Here is a 17,692-nt window from a genome sequence, read left to right as displayed (position 1 = left end):
AGCTGGGGCGCCCTCTGGGAAGGTTGGGAAGCCCTGCAAAGTAAACTGGATGGCTTTCTTGCCGCCAAGGATCTGATGGCGCAGGGGATCAAGATCTGATCAAGAGACAGGATGTACACAACTGGCGACGGGCTTTCACCGAGGTCCCGGCCTATTACTGGTTTGTCAAATCGCCTTATGGCGATCAGGTCTACAAACGGTTGGACTGAGATCTCGAAGCTCTGACTGCCGTTGACAGCAGGATGTGCCGAGAGGGCCACAGCGCCCGACTGTTTGCGGCGCCTTGGGCAACTTGCAGGGACTGCATATCGGCAGGATACTTTCAGCATCCCTTGGGGTTCAGAGACTATCCTGTTTGATTTATGCGTATTCCGGTGAAGTTGAACAGTGATTCCGGAATCTGTGAACACCATTTCCGGAAAGTATGCGGACAGGGATTCTTCGAGCAGAAGCTGAGCTTTGAGGGGAGGCATCTTTTCGACTCACTGAACAAGCCAGCAGCCAAGCGCAGCGCGGCAGTTGTGGATCCAAGACGTTGGAACAGGACGGTTCATCTGACATCAGAGTACGTGCACTGAGGTGTCCGGAATCGGTGTACACGCAAGCCGGAATCAGCGTTCATTTTAAACCGGAATAGGTGTTCATTTTCGACCGGAATATGCAATTTATGCAACAAGGAGCATGTATGAGCTCGAGCATCGTCACTCTCAGTATCTTCTTTCTAGCCATGGAGCTGATCGCCTTTGCTGCTGGATATCTCTACCTTGAGGGCAGAAAGCTGAAAAAACAGACAACCCAGACACCCAATAATTTCGATGAAAAGAGTGGGGCAGGATCCTGAAACCAATTGGTTAGGGAATTTGAGCTCAGCCCGTGAGAGGGGTGGGCTCAATGGGCGGGGATGACCCCCACTTTTCAGAGCCGCGCCAGAAAGAGTTTGCTTGGCTAATCCCATCGGGGTTCATCCTGAGCAACAGACCATTCGGCGGCGCGTTGACGGCCTTCTTCATTTAGTTGCTCTACGACATCCCTGTAAACATCCTCATCAGCCCTCTGTAGAGCCTCATGGAATAATGACCCACATAGCGCCATTTCATAGCGCGTCATGTCACGGCTCATCCTGTCAATTTCCATCAGTACCTCGTACGTCATTGGATTGGTGTCGGCCAGTTTTGCGATGCGTTGCAGATTTTGTGAATCGCCAATTTGCCAGCGGCGGATGCTGGTCGCCTTGAATAGGATTATGGCAAAGCGATGAAACAGATAGCGCAACATCGGTGATGAATGGCCCGCCTGGCATAATTCCTCCTTGGGGTGGTTTAGGTATAAGTAGGCATAGCCTTGGGGAAACTGCTGCACTTTGCGCAGCGTGCTGCGCTCGACGGCCAGCGCTGGATGAAGGTGCCAGCGTTTGGCAGGTTTATCTTGGGGCACGTGGAGATCAAGTCGCCACTGAGACCAGGGATATAACTTGCTGACAAAGGTCATAAAGCGGCGGAAGATTTTTGGAGAGGTGAATTTGATCCCGGCATGGGAGCTGTTTGAGTTGGTCAGGCAATAGCGGATGGCCCACCTGAACTCGGCCATCTGTTTGGGTCTCTTTCTCATGGCTTGGCAGACTGTCAAGACGTCAGCCAGTGCATGTTTCTCTGCGGTTGTGCCGAGTTCAGCCGGGAGCAGTTGTCGCTGCCGGTTGCGGGGAATCAACCGTGAGCGGGCTTTTTGTGTCACCAGATTGCCTAGTTCGATTGCGCTCGCATGCCAAGTCGCCAGCAACTCTGCGCTCAAGCCAAATTGGCTGGCTATCTCCCGTAGATCCTTTCCTTTTTCAAGATGCTTGAGGACGGCTTCACTCTGCACGTAATGACTGGCTCGGTTTGCATCGGCGAGGGTTTTCGCCTTGATGCCTTGCCGCACTTGGCGCGGTGGTGTTGCCTGATAGGCTCCCAGCCTTTTCAGTAGGTGGGGCATCAGCTTAGCCGGGGTCAGGGGCGTTGGTTTTTCCTGTTCGCAGTCTAGTGTGCGTTGCTTGTGGGTCGATATACCAAACAGATATTGGCTCTCTTGCCTGGAGAGCGGGGTTTGGTTGCATGCTAGGTGGCAGCCAAGTAACAGGTCGGTGAAGTGCAGGTAGTGATTCAGTGTGATCTCGGGACTGCTGTGCCCAGCCATCACTGCGAGCGCCATATAGCGATCCCGCAGGCGATGCTGGCCTGCGATCAGGCGGACAATCTCCTCGCGTTGTGTGTCGGGGTAGGGCAACAAGGCTCGCTGGACAATGTCTGGCAAGGACACCAGATCGTGGTGCAGCAGCAACTGCATCCGAGAAAAACAGCTGTGACGCAGGTGGTAGAGTCGATAATGAAGGCCGCCACTGAGTTGGTAGAGTACAGACCTGACCATCAGGGATATCTGTTGCAGGTTGACCCGCTCGTGGGGATTGCCCGCAGCGTGGAACAGCAACTCCTTGTTGCTATCCGCCTGCATCCGTCGCTCGCCAATATAGCGTTTGAGGAGATCGCGCTCATTGCCGGTGAGCATGGGGTAAAGTGGTACTTTGCGCAGTGCCGCATCGGTCTTGTTATGACCGTGGCGGTTGTTGCGGACAAAAAGCCACCCGATGGGGGAGGGCTCAACATCCATTAGCCGCAACTTGGCGAGTTCTCCGGGGCGCAAACCGGTGCGATAGGCCATGATAAGAAAGGATTTAAGCATCATCCGCAGAGTAACGTCGGTATCGATGAAGCAATCGACCTGTGCCAGCAAACCGGCAAAGAGGGGCTCATCGACTATGGCTGCGCTGACATGGGGGATTTTCTTCTCGCCGGTTGCAAGTGATTCTGGTAGCGCTGCCATATCAAACGCCTCGACGGCGAAGACATGCATGTCCTGAAGGCGGCCTGCCATGAAGTCACGCTGATATTGGCTGCGTGGGCGGTTAAGAATGCTGTGATAGAGTTCGGTAAAATCGATGCCATCGTAGCTTGCAAGCGGTAGTTGTGCGGTCATCGATAACCACTCCTTGCCGATGCTTTCGAGGTAGCGCTGAGCAGTCGACGGGGCCAAACGGCGTGTCAGAAGCAATGACAGCAACCAGCTGACTAGCACTTGTTCGCTGAGCGTAAGGGCACTCGTGTTCCCAAGAGCATCGAGTTCCGTGATGATGGTTTTCGGGCCCTTGGGCGCGGCTGGGTCTTGTCGAAAAATCGCTCTTAATTCATCTAGCAGATAGGGTTTTTGCGATGGCTGGCTGGTGCTTGCCATTGGCCATTTCGCCACGCTTTCTAGAGAGTTAAATTTCTGATAGGTGTCCTGGTTGGCTGGGTACAGGCGAGGTTGGAGCAGCCGGTGCCAGTATGCGAGAGGGAGGGATGCACTTGGGGTTCGTCCTGCTGCATATTCCAGCAGTACCTGCGGGAGTTCAGTACCAAGCTGATGTTCGGTTAAGCCGATGGCTCCTCTGCAGAGCGCTTGCTGGCTGATCTCTGCTCCCAATTCCTTTTGCAACAATCCAAGGCACTCTGCCTGTTTGGTTGGAGGGCACCAAGTTGCGGGGCGATGTTTGAGCAACTGCCGCAATATACCGAGGCTGATTGGGTCAGGCATGTAATTCACTTGGGTGATGGCCCGTATACCTGTCTGGTGTATCTCGTTGTGTTCTGCATTGCCATCGTGTTCGTCATGACGGTAATAGCTGTTACTGGGAAGCTCGCCAGGCTCGAGGGTTAGGGTGATCCAAGTTAGTTCATGATTACCGGACAGCGGCTGGATTTCGAGCAATGCACGCCCCATGGCGAGCCACAAATAGGGGCGATTGAGCCCGCCATAGAGGATTCCGCAGACGAGCAAACGGGCGAATAACCGGTCGGGATCTTGGGTCGGTTCACTCAATGTGGTACGCCAAGTATGAGCTGCGTTGGCCATAGTGATAGTCGCTTGGTGCCAATGCTCGGAGCGAAATGGGTGAGGGCGTCGCACAGTCAAGTAAGGAGGGGGGATCGCAATGCACCAGATTCCCTGCCGGTTCCCCATCTCCAGTTTCTGGCAGATAACCGAGTAGGCAAAGCGGTAGGCGTGCAGGGTCTTTAGATCTTGCCGCAGCTGGGCATCAATGTCTGGCCACAACCGTTCAAATCGGTCGGCACAGGGAGATTCTTCCAACATCTCTGGCAGATGATGACGAAAGATCTTGATGGCCTGGGTGATCACCACTTCGGCCTCATCTTTACGGTCCTGTCGGCGCTTATCTCGGCCAAGTTGTACCATCAGCTCACGGCGCCGCGGTGATAGGATCAGAGGATTTGCCATCCTGCCCTTGCCTCAATCTGGTGAAAATTCAAATGTGCTTCAATGAGGTCGGCAACGTGTTGCAGAGTCTGGATGGACAGGCAACTGTGGCGACCGAATATCGACTCGCCGATCTCCTCGTGCCCCATCCAGCCATCGATCACTGACGGTGCCAGTTCGCTGCGCAGCAGGACGCTGCGTAGGTGGTGGCGAGCCCAGTTGTGTTGGATCGGCAGCCGGTTACCCAGTTGCTGATTGAGGTTGCTGGGTGTGGGATCCTGAGGCAGCAGATGACCCTGACTGTCATGAAGGATGAAAAACAGCAGATTTTTGCTGCCATCAAGTGCGGCATCGCAGCGCTGTGCCAGCTCGCGATGCAGGAGTCGGTAGCGTTGACCCAGGGCATGTAGATGGGCTTGGTAAAATGCGACCTGGCGAGCGGCGGTGACAGGGATCACCAAGGTCCGAGCCGCCAGCCCATTACGGATCTCTTTATCGCTTATCCACCATGTACGCGTGATGGGGTTGTAGTCAGCGAGCGATCCCAGTGGAGCAGTCACATCCCGGTGACCAGTTACAAACGTGAGCAGTGCCCACACGTAGCAAAGGTAGTGATTGTGAAAGCTGGCCACCTCCTCAAGGACTGCATCACGCTTGGGGGCCGGTGGCGGTATTAACAGCCGGTTAAACAGGTTATGCAGCACCTTGCCCGGCAGGAGCAGACTACTGCCAACCGTGGCAGGGATGCTACGGGCTGGCGGCAGACCCGCATCCAGTCCCGCCAAGTTAAACAAAAACTGTAGATAGGCTCGATGGTGCTTGGTCACCTGGTCGGTGGGGGTATTGCTGTACGCCAGAGCCGGTCGCTTCTTGTAGTCCTGACCCCGGACGAGCGCCACCTGCATCAGATCGAAGCCCTGGTTGATATACCAGTGCTCCAGATAACGAGTGACTCGCCCCAGGGTTAACCGGGTTTGGTGGCGTTCGTTGATAAGCGCAAGGTACTTTTTCAACAACTGTTCGCTCGGGGGCGGTGCATTGACAGCCAAATGTTGTAACACCGTTGGGAGCGGCAGAACGACACGTGAGTGGGTGGGGGGCAGCAGAGCATGCAGTCGTTCATCCAGTGTACTAGCTGGTACCTTGTGTTCAATAACGAGGCAGAGGCGCTCTTTTATGACCTGCAAACTACGGCCTGTTGCCAGACCGCCAGGGATACCGCCGCATACGAGAGCTAGCAATAACCAACCTCCAGCAGGGTCACCCTCGTTGACTGCATCCCTCACTAGATGCTCGATATCCCAATCACTGGCCTGCTCGAAGCTACACGGAAGTGACAGCTGACGCACTGCCAGTTGTTCGGTGACTCGCCTGTTCAATTCGGCGCGTAAAAATGGTGAGCGGTGCGGAGAGCTGGGGTCGTGGATGCGCACGGTCTTGGTATCAAGAGCGAAAGGCGGCTCATCGATCGGCTCTCCATTAGGCCCTGGTCGCATAACTAGCTCTTCGATCACGATGTCAGTGTCATCAGTTTTTTCTAGCTGAATCAATTGGACATAGTGCTCGGCGACGGGCAGTTTCTTTGATCTGCGATAGCGAGTGATGCCTTTTGCTAGGCGATAGGCATCGTAGATGACCACACACAGAAAACCTAGCCCTCGCTCGATGAGCGGCGATAGCGCGTGTTGGCGGTTGGCACGTAGCGTCGTGATGAGTGTCGCCAGATCTGGGTGAGCCGCCATATCCGGCAGTTCTTGCAGCACCGGTGTGTGCCGTGCTTCGGTAGCGATCAGACGGATCTCCCGCAGCGCGTTTTCGATGGCGGAGTCATGATCACCGATGAGGTGTAACTGTAGACAACTCACGATGACCAGTTGCTGGTAACGTCGATAGTGAGCGTGATCGTCATCTGACCAAGACAAGGGGGAAGTGATATTGATCGCAGCGGCGAATCCGCACTCGGTCAGTAATTGCTGTCGCCTGAGGTAGTGACAAGCCTCAAATGGGGTTTTTATGTTAAGAGCACTGGGGTTCACCCGATAGCGTGGATGGCTAGCCCAGCGTTCCAAATCTCCGTAACGGTGCCAGTAATCATCTGGCATGTTTCCCATCAGCCACTTGAGCATCGCGAAGGTGGTCAAGCGCAATGGGGCCGGTAGAAGCCTGGGGCATACCACATGGGACAGGTGGCACAGCCGTCTGTGGTAACGTTCCCGATCCAAGGGGGGGCTCTCATCCATGGTTCGGACTCCAGTCTGTATTGAGTTGCGCAATCGGATCAGCGAAGGGGTTGGCGACCGGAGTGTCGCTGACCGCTCGTCGGCGTTGCTGGACCAGCGTGCCCCGGCTACACCCCGTCCATAGGCAAAGGTCGGCATCGCTCACCTGCGACTTGTCGAAAAAATACTGTGCCATATGCCGGGGCAGTTGGGCCTGAAAACTCTCTCGCAAAGCGGCGAGCTCTCTGCTGTCGATGCTCATAACGAGCAGGCTGAGGGCGCTGGCCCACGCCTGTTGTTCAATGTCGGCATCGTTGGAGACGTGGGATGGGGTGTTATGAATGAGCAGCGTGCCCTCCGGCGGATAGGGAGCCTCCCAGTACAGCGCCGGCCACAGCGGTGAAAACAGCAGAAATTCCGTTGGGCGCATCTTTTTGTTTTTACCCTGCTGGTACAACATGACGCCCTGTAACGGTTGTCTGAGCAGTTGGCTGGTCAGACCGCCGGGCAGGTTTTTCCAAGAGACGAGACGGGGGTAGGTGAGGATCCACTGATACGCTGCGTGGGCGAGCGGATGGATAGAGAAACGGAGAGTCGGATCAGCGCGGGATAGGGTCATCGGCTCACTCATCAGACACCTCAAAATGGTGATTGGCCTATTTTGAGACTAACGCCCCGCAAATTCGTGATCAAATATTGATCATTAAAATATCGAGATTTTGTGACCGTGACCACGTATGTGGCGTAAATTGTTCTTAATGGTAAAACCGAATGTCAAAGGTAATTGTCATTAAAAAACAATTAATTACATTTAATGCCACATAAGTGAAATAGAGATAATCTGGCTGGAACGGCCTGTCACGCCGGGGGTCGCGGGTTCGAGTCCCGTCCGCTCCGCCACTACTCAAGAAGCCCAGTCTAACGACTGGGCTTTTTTTCGTTCCCGAGACAGCACTTATTTCCCCTTACATCAACATCGCCATCATCCGATCATCGCCCCTGACGGAGGTTGCCGCTATAATGGCCGCCCTCAAGCAAGGTGGTGGTATGAAAGCAGAGTATCTACAGCGATTCGGGGGCATAGCCCGTCTTTATGGCCAGCGTGCCCTTGGCTCCTTCAGCCAGGCGAAAGTCTGCGTGGTCGGGATCGGTGGCGTCGGCTCCTGGGCGGCCGAGGCGCTGGCTCGGGCCGGCATCAACCAGATCACTCTGATCGACATGGATGATATCTGCATCACCAACACCAATCGCCAGATCCATGCCATGCAGGGCACGGTCGGCCGTCTCAAGACGGAGGTGATGGCCGAGCGCATCCGTGCCATCAACCCGGATTGCGAGGTGATCGAGGTGGATGACTTCGTCACCGCCGACAACCTGGGCGAGCATATCAAGCGGGAGTTTGACTATGTGGTGGATGCCATCGACTCGGTCAAGGCCAAGGTGGCGCTGATTGCCTTCTGCAAGCGCAACAAGATCCCGGTGATCGTGGCGGGCGGTGCCGGCGGGCAGATGGACCCGACCCAGATCACCGTGGCCGACCTGGCCAAGACCATTCAGGATCCGCTGGCCGCCAAGGTGCGCTCCGACCTGCGCCGACTGCACAACTTCAGCAAGAATCCGGCGCGCAAATTCGGGGTGGAGTGTGTCTTCTCAACCGAGCAGCTGAGTTATCCGGATGGCAATGGCGGCACCTGCCAGGCCAAGGCGGCCAGCGACGGCAATATGAAGATGGATTGCGCCTCCGGCTTCGGTGCCGTGACGCCGGTGACGGCCACCTTTGGCTTGGTTGCCGCGTCCCGGGTATTGAAGAAGATTGCCGAGCGGGGAGCCCGCGCCGAGAAAGAGGCTGGAAATGAAGACGCAGGGTCGATTGGCGAAGCCTGATCGACCACTGTACAAGGTGGGTTAGGCAGCCTGCTCCCGGATTGCCAACACGATTGCCCTGAGCCCGTTGCCTCGCGACGGGCTCAGGTGTTTCTCGAGCCCCAATTCGCTGAAATAGGCATCCATATCAAAAGCTTGGATAGCGTCGGCACTCTGATGATTGAGTGCCGCCAGCACGATGACGATAAGACCGCGCACGATGCGGGCATCGGAATCACAGGCAAAGTGCCAGCAACCATCCTTGCTCTTTTCCCCCTTCAGCCAGGCCTGGCTTTCACATCCCTTAAGGCGAAATGCCTCCTGCTGCCACTCTGCTGGCAAGGTGGGTAGCAGCTTGCCGAGCTGGATGATGAGTCGGTACTGGTTCTCCCAGCCGTTTGCTGCCGCAAACTGCTGACGGATACTATTTGCGTCGGGCTCAACGCCTATCCGGGTGTAGGTTGCGAGGCTGTTCATCGGGTGTCTGCCTTAGAAGAAGTCACGGAGTTTGTGCAGGGCGGCCAGCAGGGCGTCGACATCGTCCCGATTGTTGTAGCAGGCCAGCGAGGCGCGCATCGTGCCGCCGACACCAAGAGATTCCATCAGCGGCATGGCGCAGTGATGGCCGACCCGCAGGGCTATGCCCTGCATGTCGAGCAGGGTGGCGGCATCTTGCGGGTGGATGTCGTCCAGCAGAAAGGAGACCGCGCCGGCGCGCTGACCGGGTTCGCCGACCAGACGCAGCCCTGGCATCTGTTGCAGTCCGGCAACCAGATAGTCGGTCAGCACCGCTTCATGGCTGGCCAATGAATCCTTGTCCTGCTCCATCACAAAGCCGATGGCTGCGGCCAGGCCGATGGCGCCAGCAATATGGGGGGTGCCTGCCTCGAATTTGAAGGGCAGGATGTTGAAGGTGGTGCCGCTGAAGCTGACTCTATCGATCATCTCGCCGCCGGCCTGCCAGGGCGGCATCCGCTCCAGCAGTTCGGTGCGCCCCCACAGCACGCCGATACCGGTCGGGCCGTAGAGCTTGTGGCCGGAGAAGGCGTAGAAGTCGCAGCCGATGGCCTGCACATCTACCTCCAGGTGAGCCACTGCCTGGGCACCGTCGATGAGGCTCAGGGCCCCGACCGCCTTGGCCGCTGCCACCATCTCTTTGACTGGATTGACGGTGCCAAGGGCATTGGAGACGTGAGCCACGCTCACCAGTCGGGTACGTGGTCCCAGCATGGCCAGATAGGCGGCCATGTCGAGATCACCCCGCTCATCGAGGGGGACGACCCGGATCACGGCGCCGGTGCGTTGGGCGATCAGCTGCCAGGGGACGATATTGGCATGGTGTTCCAGGGTGCTGAGGATGATTTCGTCTCCCGCCTTGAACTCGCTCATTCCCCAGCTCTGGGCCACCAGGTTGATCGCCTCCGTGGTGCCACGGGTCCAGATCACCTCGTGGCTGCGAGGGGCATTGATAAAGCGGGCAACCGTCTCGCGGGCATCTTCGAAGGCGCGGGTGGCCCGGCCGCTCAGGGCGTGGGCGGCACGGTGCACGTTGGCGTTGTCGGCCCGGTAGTAGTGATTGATCGCATCCAGCACGGCTTGCGGCTTCTGGGTGGTGGCGGCATTGTCCAGATAGACCAGCGGGTGGCCGTTGACCTCCTGCGCCAAGGCCGGAAACTGGCTGCGCAGCCGGTCGTGCTGTTGCTGGTTCATGCTCCCCTCACTGTCTGGAAAAGTAGTCATCATCTCGAAAAGTCGGTCATGATCCTGAAAACCGCCGCCGAACACAAGGCATCCGGTGAGGTATTGCTCGATGGGGCTGGCCGAGTGATTTCTGTTACAATGCCGCCCCTCATCATAAGCCAAGAGATCCGGCCCATGAAGCTCAACCCCAATCAGAACGAAGCGGTCAAGTATGTCTCCGGCCCTTGCCTGGTGCTGGCGGGTGCCGGATCGGGCAAGACCCGCGTCATCACCAACAAGATCGCCTATCTGGTGCAGCAGTGCGGCTACAATGCGCGCAACATCGCTGCCGTCACCTTTACCAACAAGGCGGCGCGAGAGATGAAGGAGCGGGTCGGACAGACCCTGGGCCGCAAGGAGGCGCGGGGGCTGATGGTCTCCACCTTCCATACCCTGGGGCTCGAGATAATTCGCCGCGAGCACAAGAGCCTGAATCTGAAAGCGAACTTCTCCCTGTTCGACGATACCGATCAGTTGGCCCTGCTCAAAGAGCTGACGGAAGCCGAACTCGACAACGACAAGGACAAGCTCTCGGCCCTCATCAGCCAGATCTCCAACTGGAAGAACGACCTCATCCTGCCGGCCAGAGCCATGCGCATCGCCCGCGGGCCGGAAGAGGTGCTGATGGCCCAGCTCTACGAGCGTTATCACCGCCAGATGGTGGCCTACAACGCCCTGGATTTCGACGACCTCATCGTGATGCCGACCCTGCTGCTCAAGAGCAACCAGGAGGTACGCGAGCGCTGGCAAAACAAGATCCGCTACCTGCTGGTCGACGAATACCAGGACACCAACACCAGCCAGTACGAGCTGGTGAAGCAGATTGTCGGCGAGCGGGCCCGCTTCACCGTGGTGGGGGATGATGACCAGTCCATCTACTCCTGGCGCGGGGCAAAGCCGCAGAACCTGGTGCTGCTGAACGAGGATTTCCCCAATCTGCGGCTCATCAAGCTGGAGCAGAACTACCGCTCCAAGCGGCGCATCCTCAAGTGCGCCAACATCCTGATCGCCAATAACCCTCACGTCTACGACAAGGCGCTCTTCTCCGAGCTGGACGAGGGGGTGAAACTCAAGGTGCTGTTTGCCAAGAACGAGGAGCATGAGGCGGAGCGCATCGCCGCCGAGCTGATGGGCCACAAGTTCATGAATCGTACCCGCTTCAAGGACTACGCCATCCTCTACCGGGGCAACCATCAGTCGCGCATCTTCGAGAAGGCGCTGATGACCAACCGTATCCCCTACCGCATCTCGGGGGGCACCTCGTTTTTCTCCCGCACCGAGATCAAGGACATCATGGCCTACCTCAAGCTGCTGGTGAACCCGGACGAGGACACTGCCTTCCTGCGGGTGGTGAATCTGCCGCGCCGCGAGATAGGCCCCACCACCCTCGAAAAACTGGGCCAGTACGCCAACCAGCGCGGCAAGAGCCTGTTTGCCGCCAGCTTCGAGCTGGGGCTGGAGCAACACCTCTCCGGGCGCGGTCTATCCGCCTTGCAGGCCTTCACCAACTGGCTGGTACGGCTTGGCGATCAGGCGCTGCGCGGCAATCCGGTGGAGGCGGTGCGGGACATGATCAAGGAGATCCACTATGAGGAGTGGCTCTATGAGACCTCCCCCAGTCCGAAGGCGGCGGAGATGCGGATGCAAAACGTCTCCACCCTTTATCGCTGGATCAGCGAGATGCTGGAGGGGGATGAGCTGGAGGAGTCGATGACGCTTGCTCAGGTGGTGACTCGCCTCACCCTGCGGGACATGATGGAGCGCAACGAAGGGGAGGATGAGGCGGATCAGGTGCAGCTGATGACATTGCACGCCTCCAAGGGACTGGAGTTTCCCTATGTCTACATGGTGGGCATGGAGGAGGGGTTACTGCCGCACCAGACCAGCATCGACGAGGACAACGTGGAGGAGGAGCGACGCCTCGCCTACGTGGGGATTACCCGGGCCCAGACCGAGCTGACCTTTACCCTCTGCAAGGAGCGTCGCCAGTTTGGCGAGTCGGTGCGGCCGGAGCCGAGTCGCTTCCTGCTGGAGCTGCCCCAGGATGACCTGGAGTGGGAAAACCAGAAGAAGGTGACGGCAGAGGAGCGCCAGCAGAAGGGGCAGGTTGGTGTCGCCAACCTGCGGGCCCTGTTCAAGAAGGATTGAGGCCGGAAGGCTTGGCCTCTCGGGCGGCCTGACCCAGCAGGGGGGGAATATCGGCTCCCGGCAGCGGGGGGGAGATGTGGCGCCCCTGCCCGAGGGCGCAGCCAAGCTCGATGAGCTTTTGCAACTGTTGCTGATTTTCGATCCCCTCGACCACCAGGGTGAAGTCGAGGTCCTGGCAGATGTCCCGCATGGCACGGATAAGCGCCAGATCCTTGGGTGAGTTCAACATGCGATGGGTGAAGCTGTCGTCCACCTTGATGTAATCCACCGGGAAGTGAAACAGGGCGTTGAGGGAAGAGAAGCCGGTGCCGAAGTCATCCAGGCTGACCTGGATCCCTTTCGCCCTCAGTTCATGCAAGGCTGTGAGGGAGTCGGCACTCTGCCGGGAGAGCTCGCGTTCGTTGAACTCAAAGATGAAACATGCGGGGATGACACCCTCCTCCTCCATGATGGTGAGCAGTTGCATGATCTGCTCGTGGCTGGCCAGGTGCTTGCCGGAGAGGTTGATGGCTATCCTGAAACGACCGACCCCGGAGGCGGGTTGCCAAAGCTTCAGTTGCTGGCAGGTGCGCTTGAGGATCTGGCGGTCCAGATCCTGAATGAGGCCGCACTGTTCCGCCAGAGGAATGAAGTCGAATGCATCCTTGAGCTCCCCTTCCTCCGTTATCCAGCGCGCCATCACCTCCAGTCCGACCAGGCGGCTGTCACACAGCCTGATCACTGGCTGGAAGTAGGGCACAATCCGCCCTTCCCGCAAGGCTCTGAAGAGCCGCTCTTCCGGTGACCCCGCCTGTTCGGTACAGGCCTCCGAATACATGACGATGCGGCTGCGGCCGTTGCGCTTGGCCTGGTACATGGCGAGGTCTGCCTGGTGCAGCAGTTCACTGACATCGGCCGTTTGCTCCGTCACGCTGGCGACCCCCAGACTGACGGTGATGGTCAGTTCGTTGCCCTGGAGCCGGAACGGATGGCCGATACGGCCAATCAGGCGATTGAGCACGGGGCTGATGTCCTCTTCCCGCTGGCTGTTGTCCAGATAGATGACGAATTCGTCCCCTCCGAGCCTCGCCACCATGTCATTTTGCCGGATGCAGCCTTGCAGCCTGCTGCCCAGCTCCTGCAGCAACTGATCGCCGGCACTGTGGCCCAGGGCGTCATTGACCTGCTTGAAGTGATCCACATCGACGAAAATCAGGGTGAAGCCGGCTGTCTGGTAACGGCGGTAGCGGGTCATGGCATGATGCAGGTGATTCATCAGCAGCGCCCGGTTTGGCAGCTGGGTCAGCGGGTCGTGCAGGGCATTGAACTGGAGCCGCCGCTCCAGCTCCTGATGATGCTTGAGCCGTTTCTGCAACCTCAAGTTGGTTTGGCGCAGCTGTTGGAGTCGCTGGTTGATGGACTCCTCCGAGTTGAGCTCATCGAGTTGCTGTCGCACCCTTTTGAGCTCCAGCAACAGGGTCAGCTGATGGCGCAGGAAATCGAGGAACAGCCTGTCATCGGTTTCCAGAGGCCGGGTCATGTTGAGGATGAGGTGGGCAAAGTATTGCTGCTGCTGGCGCAGGGGCAGGCTGTACCAGTAAAGTCCCTCTTCATGGCGCTCTACGCTGTTGGTGCTGTGGCACATGGCCCGAATGATGTCATCGTCGTATGTCAGGTGTGGTGGATAGAGTCGCTCCAGTCGCTGGTTTTCCAGCCGGATCAGCAACATGTCGCTTACCGAGAGCATCTGGCGCAACACAGCTTCCAACTGGGCAAACAGGGCATGCTGAGGCAGGTTGTGAGCCAGGCGCATGACTCGGCCGATCTTCTCGATTTTCTCCTGCCACTGGGGATCCCGCTGCATGAGAGGGGAAGCCTGCCCCGCCAGCTGGGTACCGGTCTGGGTTTCGTGCAGGCGTTTGGCCAGGCACTCCAACAGCAACCTCAGGGTGGGTGCCTGATCCGGGGTGCTGCGTGCCAGCAACCACTGCACGTCGATATGCTCCACAGGCTGCACGCACCAGCCCTGACCTTCATCGAGCCGGGTGAGCTGTTCGGTGAGGCGAGGTTCTTCCCGTCCCAATTGTTGCTTGAACACGTCGGGAAGCTGATAGGTGTAGCGCCAGTTCAGCCCCCCGTCGGCCAACCCCAGCATGGCGAAATGTTGCAGAGGGCAGAGTGTGTCCAGCAGACCGACCAGTCGGGCGTAATCCTCGGGGGAGGCAATGCCGGGGGCGGGGAAATCCATGATGGAGGAGACGACCGCCAGCAAGGAATGCGAGTCTGGCGGTGTGGTGGGCTGAACTGACATGCAACACTCCCGAAAAAACTTACCTTCAAGCGTAGTCGGAAGTGATGGGATTGAAAGGGCTGCAAGAGGAGCCCTTTCAATTACTTAGAGCTTGTCGATCATGTAGTGAATGGCGTTCTCGATCTCTTCGTCACTGCAGGTGGCGCAGGTCCCCCGCGGTGGCATCATGCCAGCCTTGCCGGTGAAGCCTTCGATGGCGTGTTTGCGCAAGGTGTCGAATCCCTGGGCGATGCGTGGCTCCCAGGCGGCCTTGTCACCTCGCTTGGGGGCGCCGGCGGCACCGGTATCGTGGCAGGCGAAGCAGGCACCCTTGAACACGGTCTCTCCGTCACGTGGGCCGGAGGAGGCTGCCGCAGGCGCGGCCGCGGCGGTCGCAATGCCTTCCAGATCCTTGGCGGTATAAACCTGGCCAACCGGGGCAATACGCTCGGCGATGGCCTCTGTCGACATGTCATCGGCGGCAAGGACGGCGCCGGACAGAGTGGCAGCCGCCATCCCGGCAGCCAGCAAATAGCTCAGTTTTTTCAACACGCTCATGTACTCCCAGCAGGCTCTTATTATCCCCAGAAAACGACGGGATTATAACCGAATAGTTACAGTCATTTAAACGCTTGTGTGTGAAGTGTTAAGCAATCTGCAAACAAAGTGGCAGAGCAGGAAAGTGTGATCCCACATAAAAAAACCCGGCATGCGCCGGGTTTCGTGAGGCTGAACAAAATAGGGCGCGCTGATTGCCCAGGCGCCCCTCGCGTGTCCTCAATCCCAGTTCAGGATCACCTTGCCGGACTTGCCCGAGCCCATGGCTTCGAAGCCCTGCTGGAAGTCATCGATATGGAAATGGTGGGTGATGATGGGGCTGAGATCCAGGCCAGACTGGATGAGGCTTGCCATCTTGTACCAGGTTTCGAACATTTCGCGGCCGTAGATCCCCTTGATGAAGAGTCCCTTGAAGATCACCTTGCCCCAGTCGATGGCCATGGTGGAGGGAGGAATGCCGAGCATGGCGATTTTGCCGCCGTGGTTCATCTTGTCGATCATGTCCTGGAAGGCGCTGGGCACCCCGGACATCTCCAGCCCCACATCGAACCCTTCGGTCATGCCGAGATCTTCCATGACATCGGAGAGCTTCTCCTTGGCCACGTTGACGGCACGGGTGGCGCCCATCTTGCGGGCCAGTTCCAGCCGGTATTCGTTGACGTCGGTGATCACCACGTGACGGGCGCCAACGTGACGGCAGACGGCAGCAGCCATGATGCCGATGGGGCCTGCGCCGGTGATGAGCACGTCTTCACCCACCAGGTCGAAGGAGAGGGCGGTGTGCACGGCGTTGCCGAACGGATCGAAGATGGCGGCCAGCTCATCAGGGATGTTGTCCGGCAGCTTGAAGGCGTTGAAGGCCGGGATCACCAGGTATTCGGCGAAGGATCCCGGGCGGTTCACACCCACACCAATGGTGTTGCGGCACAGGTGGGTGCGACCGGCACGGCAGTTGCGGCAGTGGCCGCAGGTGATGTGGCCTTCGCCGGAGACGCGATCGCCGATGGCGAAGCCGCGCACTTCCTGGCCGACGGCGACCACCTCTCCCACATACTCGTGCCCTACCACCATGGGGACGGGAATGGTCTTCTGGGCCCACTCGTCCCAGTTGTAGATGTGCATGTCGGTGCCGCAGATGGCGGTCTTGCGGATCTTGATGAGCAGATCGTTGTGGCCGAGCTCGGGAGCCGGGACATCGGTCATCCAGATGCCGACTTCGGATTTGAGTTTGGAGAGTGCTTTCATGACAGATTCCTCACGGCGCCATGCCGGGTACAGAGGGTAATAAAATGGGGCCCAACCTTGGCCCCCGTTTTAATCAGCCAGCCATGTGATCAAATCACACCGAGCTCGCGACCGATGCGAATGAAGGCATCGATCGCCTTGTCCAGTTGCTCCCGGGTATGGGCGGCGGACATCTGGGTCCGGATGCGCGCCTGACCCTTGGGTACCACGGGGAAGGAGAAGCCCACCACGTAGATACCGGCGTCCAGCATGCGGCTCGCCATCTCGGCGGCCAGTTTGGCATCCCCCAGCATGACCGGAATGATGGCGTGATCGGCACCGGCCAGGGTAAAGCCGGCGGCGCTCATGCGCTCGCGGAAGTAGGCACTGTTCTCCTTGAGGCGGGCACGCAGGTCGTGACCCTCGGCCAGCATGTCGATCACCTTGATGGTGGCCGAGACGATGGAGGGTGCCAGGGAGTTGGAGAAGAGGTAGGGACGGGAGCGCTGACGCAACCAGTCGATCACCTCTTTCTTGCCGGATGTGTAGCCACCGGACGCGCCACCCAGCGCCTTGCCCAGGGTACCGGTGATGATGTCGACCCGTTCCATCACCTCGCAGTATTCGTGGGTGCCGCGGCCGTTCTCACCGATGAAGCCGACGGCGTGGGAGTCATCCACCATCACCAGCGCATCGTACTTGTCGGCCAGATCGCAGATGGATTTGAGGTCGGCGATGACGCCATCCATGGAGAAGACGCCGTCGGTGGCGATCAGCTTGAAGCGGGCGCCGTCGGCATCGGCCTGCTTGAGCTGGGCTTCCAGTTCGGTCATGTCGTTGTTGGCGTAGCGATAGCGCCTGGCCTTGCACAACCGCACCCCATCGATGATGGAGGCATGGTTGAGGGCGTCGGAGATGATGGCGTCTTCGGCACCGAACAGGGTCTCGAACAGACCGCCGTTGGCGTCGAAGCAGGAGGAGTAGAGGATGCTGTCTTCGGTGCCGAGGAAGGCGGACAGCTTCTGCTCCAGCTCCTTGTGCTGGTCCTGGGTACCGCAGATGAAGCGCACGGAGGCCATGCCGAAGCCGTGGCTCTCGAGCCCCTGATGGGCGGCGGCAATCAGGTCGGGGTGGTTGGCCAACCCCAGGTAGTTGTTGGCACAGAAGTTCAGTACCTGCTCGCCGCCCACCGCAATCTGGGCCTGCTGGGCCGAGGTGATGATGCGCTCCTGCTTGTATAGCCCTTCCGCCTTGACCTGTTCGAGCTGTTCGGTCAGGTGACGATAGAATCCGTTAGACATCCTCGGTCCTCATTGCTGTATCGACTGTGTTATCAGGATCCCGGGCCGTGCAACCCGTACGGTTCGGCGTCGTCACGGTCGCG

At 58.5% G+C, this 17,692-nt stretch carries 12 protein-coding genes; 3 read left to right on the top strand and 9 right to left on the bottom strand.

From position 1 onward, the window contains the following. The first annotated feature begins 685 nt into the window (after nt 1-685). A complete protein-coding gene (locus PG883_RS13475) occupies nt 686-841 on the top strand; it encodes a hypothetical protein (RefSeq protein ID WP_158657400.1) in 156 nt (51 codons plus the stop codon). Nucleotides 842-945: 104 nt separating this feature from the next. Here PG883_RS13475 and PG883_RS13470 read toward each other — a convergent pair whose 3' ends face one another. The 3 genes from PG883_RS13470 to PG883_RS13460 all read right to left on the bottom strand — a co-directional run bounded on the left by PG883_RS13470 (nt 946) and on the right by PG883_RS13460 (nt 7,125). After that, on the bottom strand, nt 946-4,308 hold the full coding sequence (locus PG883_RS13470) for a tyrosine-type recombinase/integrase (protein ID WP_201964336.1): 3,363 nt from the start codon (nt 4,306-4,308) through the stop codon (nt 946-948). Beyond that, nucleotides 4,293-6,413, bottom strand: coding sequence for a hypothetical protein (locus PG883_RS13465; protein WP_235465564.1), 2,121 nt, complete (start codon nt 6,411-6,413; stop codon nt 4,293-4,295). The genes PG883_RS13470 and PG883_RS13465 overlap by 16 nt, the downstream gene beginning before the upstream one ends. Nucleotides 6,414-6,519: 106 nt before the next feature. Further along, nucleotides 6,520-7,125, bottom strand: coding sequence for a hypothetical protein (locus PG883_RS13460; RefSeq protein ID WP_201964338.1), 606 nt, complete (start codon nt 7,123-7,125; stop codon nt 6,520-6,522). A gap of 428 nt (nt 7,126-7,553) precedes the next feature. Between PG883_RS13460 and tcdA the strand changes: the two genes are divergently transcribed. After that, a complete protein-coding gene (gene tcdA, locus PG883_RS13455; protein WP_109112201.1) occupies nt 7,554-8,390 on the top strand; it encodes a tRNA cyclic N6-threonylcarbamoyladenosine(37) synthase TcdA in 837 nt (278 codons plus the stop codon). A gap of 21 nt (nt 8,391-8,411) precedes the next feature. Here tcdA and PG883_RS13450 read toward each other — a convergent pair whose 3' ends face one another. Both PG883_RS13450 and PG883_RS13445 read right to left on the bottom strand, forming a co-directional pair. Beyond that, nucleotides 8,412-8,846, bottom strand: a complete 435-nt coding sequence (locus tag PG883_RS13450) for a SufE family protein (RefSeq protein ID WP_201985760.1) — start codon at nt 8,844-8,846, stop codon at nt 8,412-8,414. A gap of 12 nt (nt 8,847-8,858) precedes the next feature. After that, on the bottom strand, nt 8,859-10,079 hold the full coding sequence (locus PG883_RS13445) for an aminotransferase class V-fold PLP-dependent enzyme (RefSeq protein ID WP_270807303.1): 1,221 nt from the start codon (nt 10,077-10,079) through the stop codon (nt 8,859-8,861). A 165-nt stretch (nt 10,080-10,244) separates the two neighbouring features. Here PG883_RS13445 and rep point away from each other — a divergent pair, with 165 nt between their 5' ends. After that, complete coding sequence (rep, locus tag PG883_RS13440; protein ID WP_043155654.1) at nt 10,245-12,257, top strand: DNA helicase Rep; 2,013 nt, start codon at nt 10,245-10,247, stop codon at nt 12,255-12,257. On the opposite strand, the gene PG883_RS13435 is transcribed toward rep, so the two are convergent. The 4 genes from PG883_RS13435 to PG883_RS13420 all read right to left on the bottom strand — a co-directional run bounded on the left by PG883_RS13435 (nt 12,244) and on the right by PG883_RS13420 (nt 17,609). Further along, complete coding sequence (locus tag PG883_RS13435) at nt 12,244-14,547, bottom strand: putative bifunctional diguanylate cyclase/phosphodiesterase (protein WP_050498260.1); 2,304 nt, start codon at nt 14,545-14,547, stop codon at nt 12,244-12,246. The genes rep and PG883_RS13435 overlap by 14 nt on opposite strands. 84 nt (nt 14,548-14,631) lie before the next feature. Beyond that, nucleotides 14,632-15,084, bottom strand: coding sequence for a c-type cytochrome (locus PG883_RS13430; RefSeq protein ID WP_039041132.1), 453 nt, complete (start codon nt 15,082-15,084; stop codon nt 14,632-14,634). 219 nt (nt 15,085-15,303) lie between these two features. Further along, nucleotides 15,304-16,329 carry an L-threonine 3-dehydrogenase gene (gene tdh, locus PG883_RS13425; protein WP_010672427.1) on the bottom strand — a complete coding sequence of 342 codons (1,026 nt, stop codon included), beginning with the start codon at nt 16,327-16,329 and terminating at the stop codon, nt 15,304-15,306. Between the two features lie 89 nt (nt 16,330-16,418). Next, nucleotides 16,419-17,609: a glycine C-acetyltransferase gene (locus PG883_RS13420; RefSeq protein ID WP_042879183.1), complete on the bottom strand. Its 1,191-nt coding sequence runs from the start codon at nt 17,607-17,609 to the stop codon at nt 16,419-16,421. Between the last annotated feature and the right edge of the window lie 83 nt (nt 17,610-17,692).

The organism is Aeromonas sp. QDB25, assembly GCF_027707725.1.
Taxonomy (GTDB): domain Bacteria; phylum Pseudomonadota; class Gammaproteobacteria; order Enterobacterales; family Aeromonadaceae; genus Aeromonas; species Aeromonas caviae.
The sequence above is the reverse complement of the archived record's forward strand: the minus strand, read 5'-3'. Positions and strand labels throughout refer to the sequence as shown.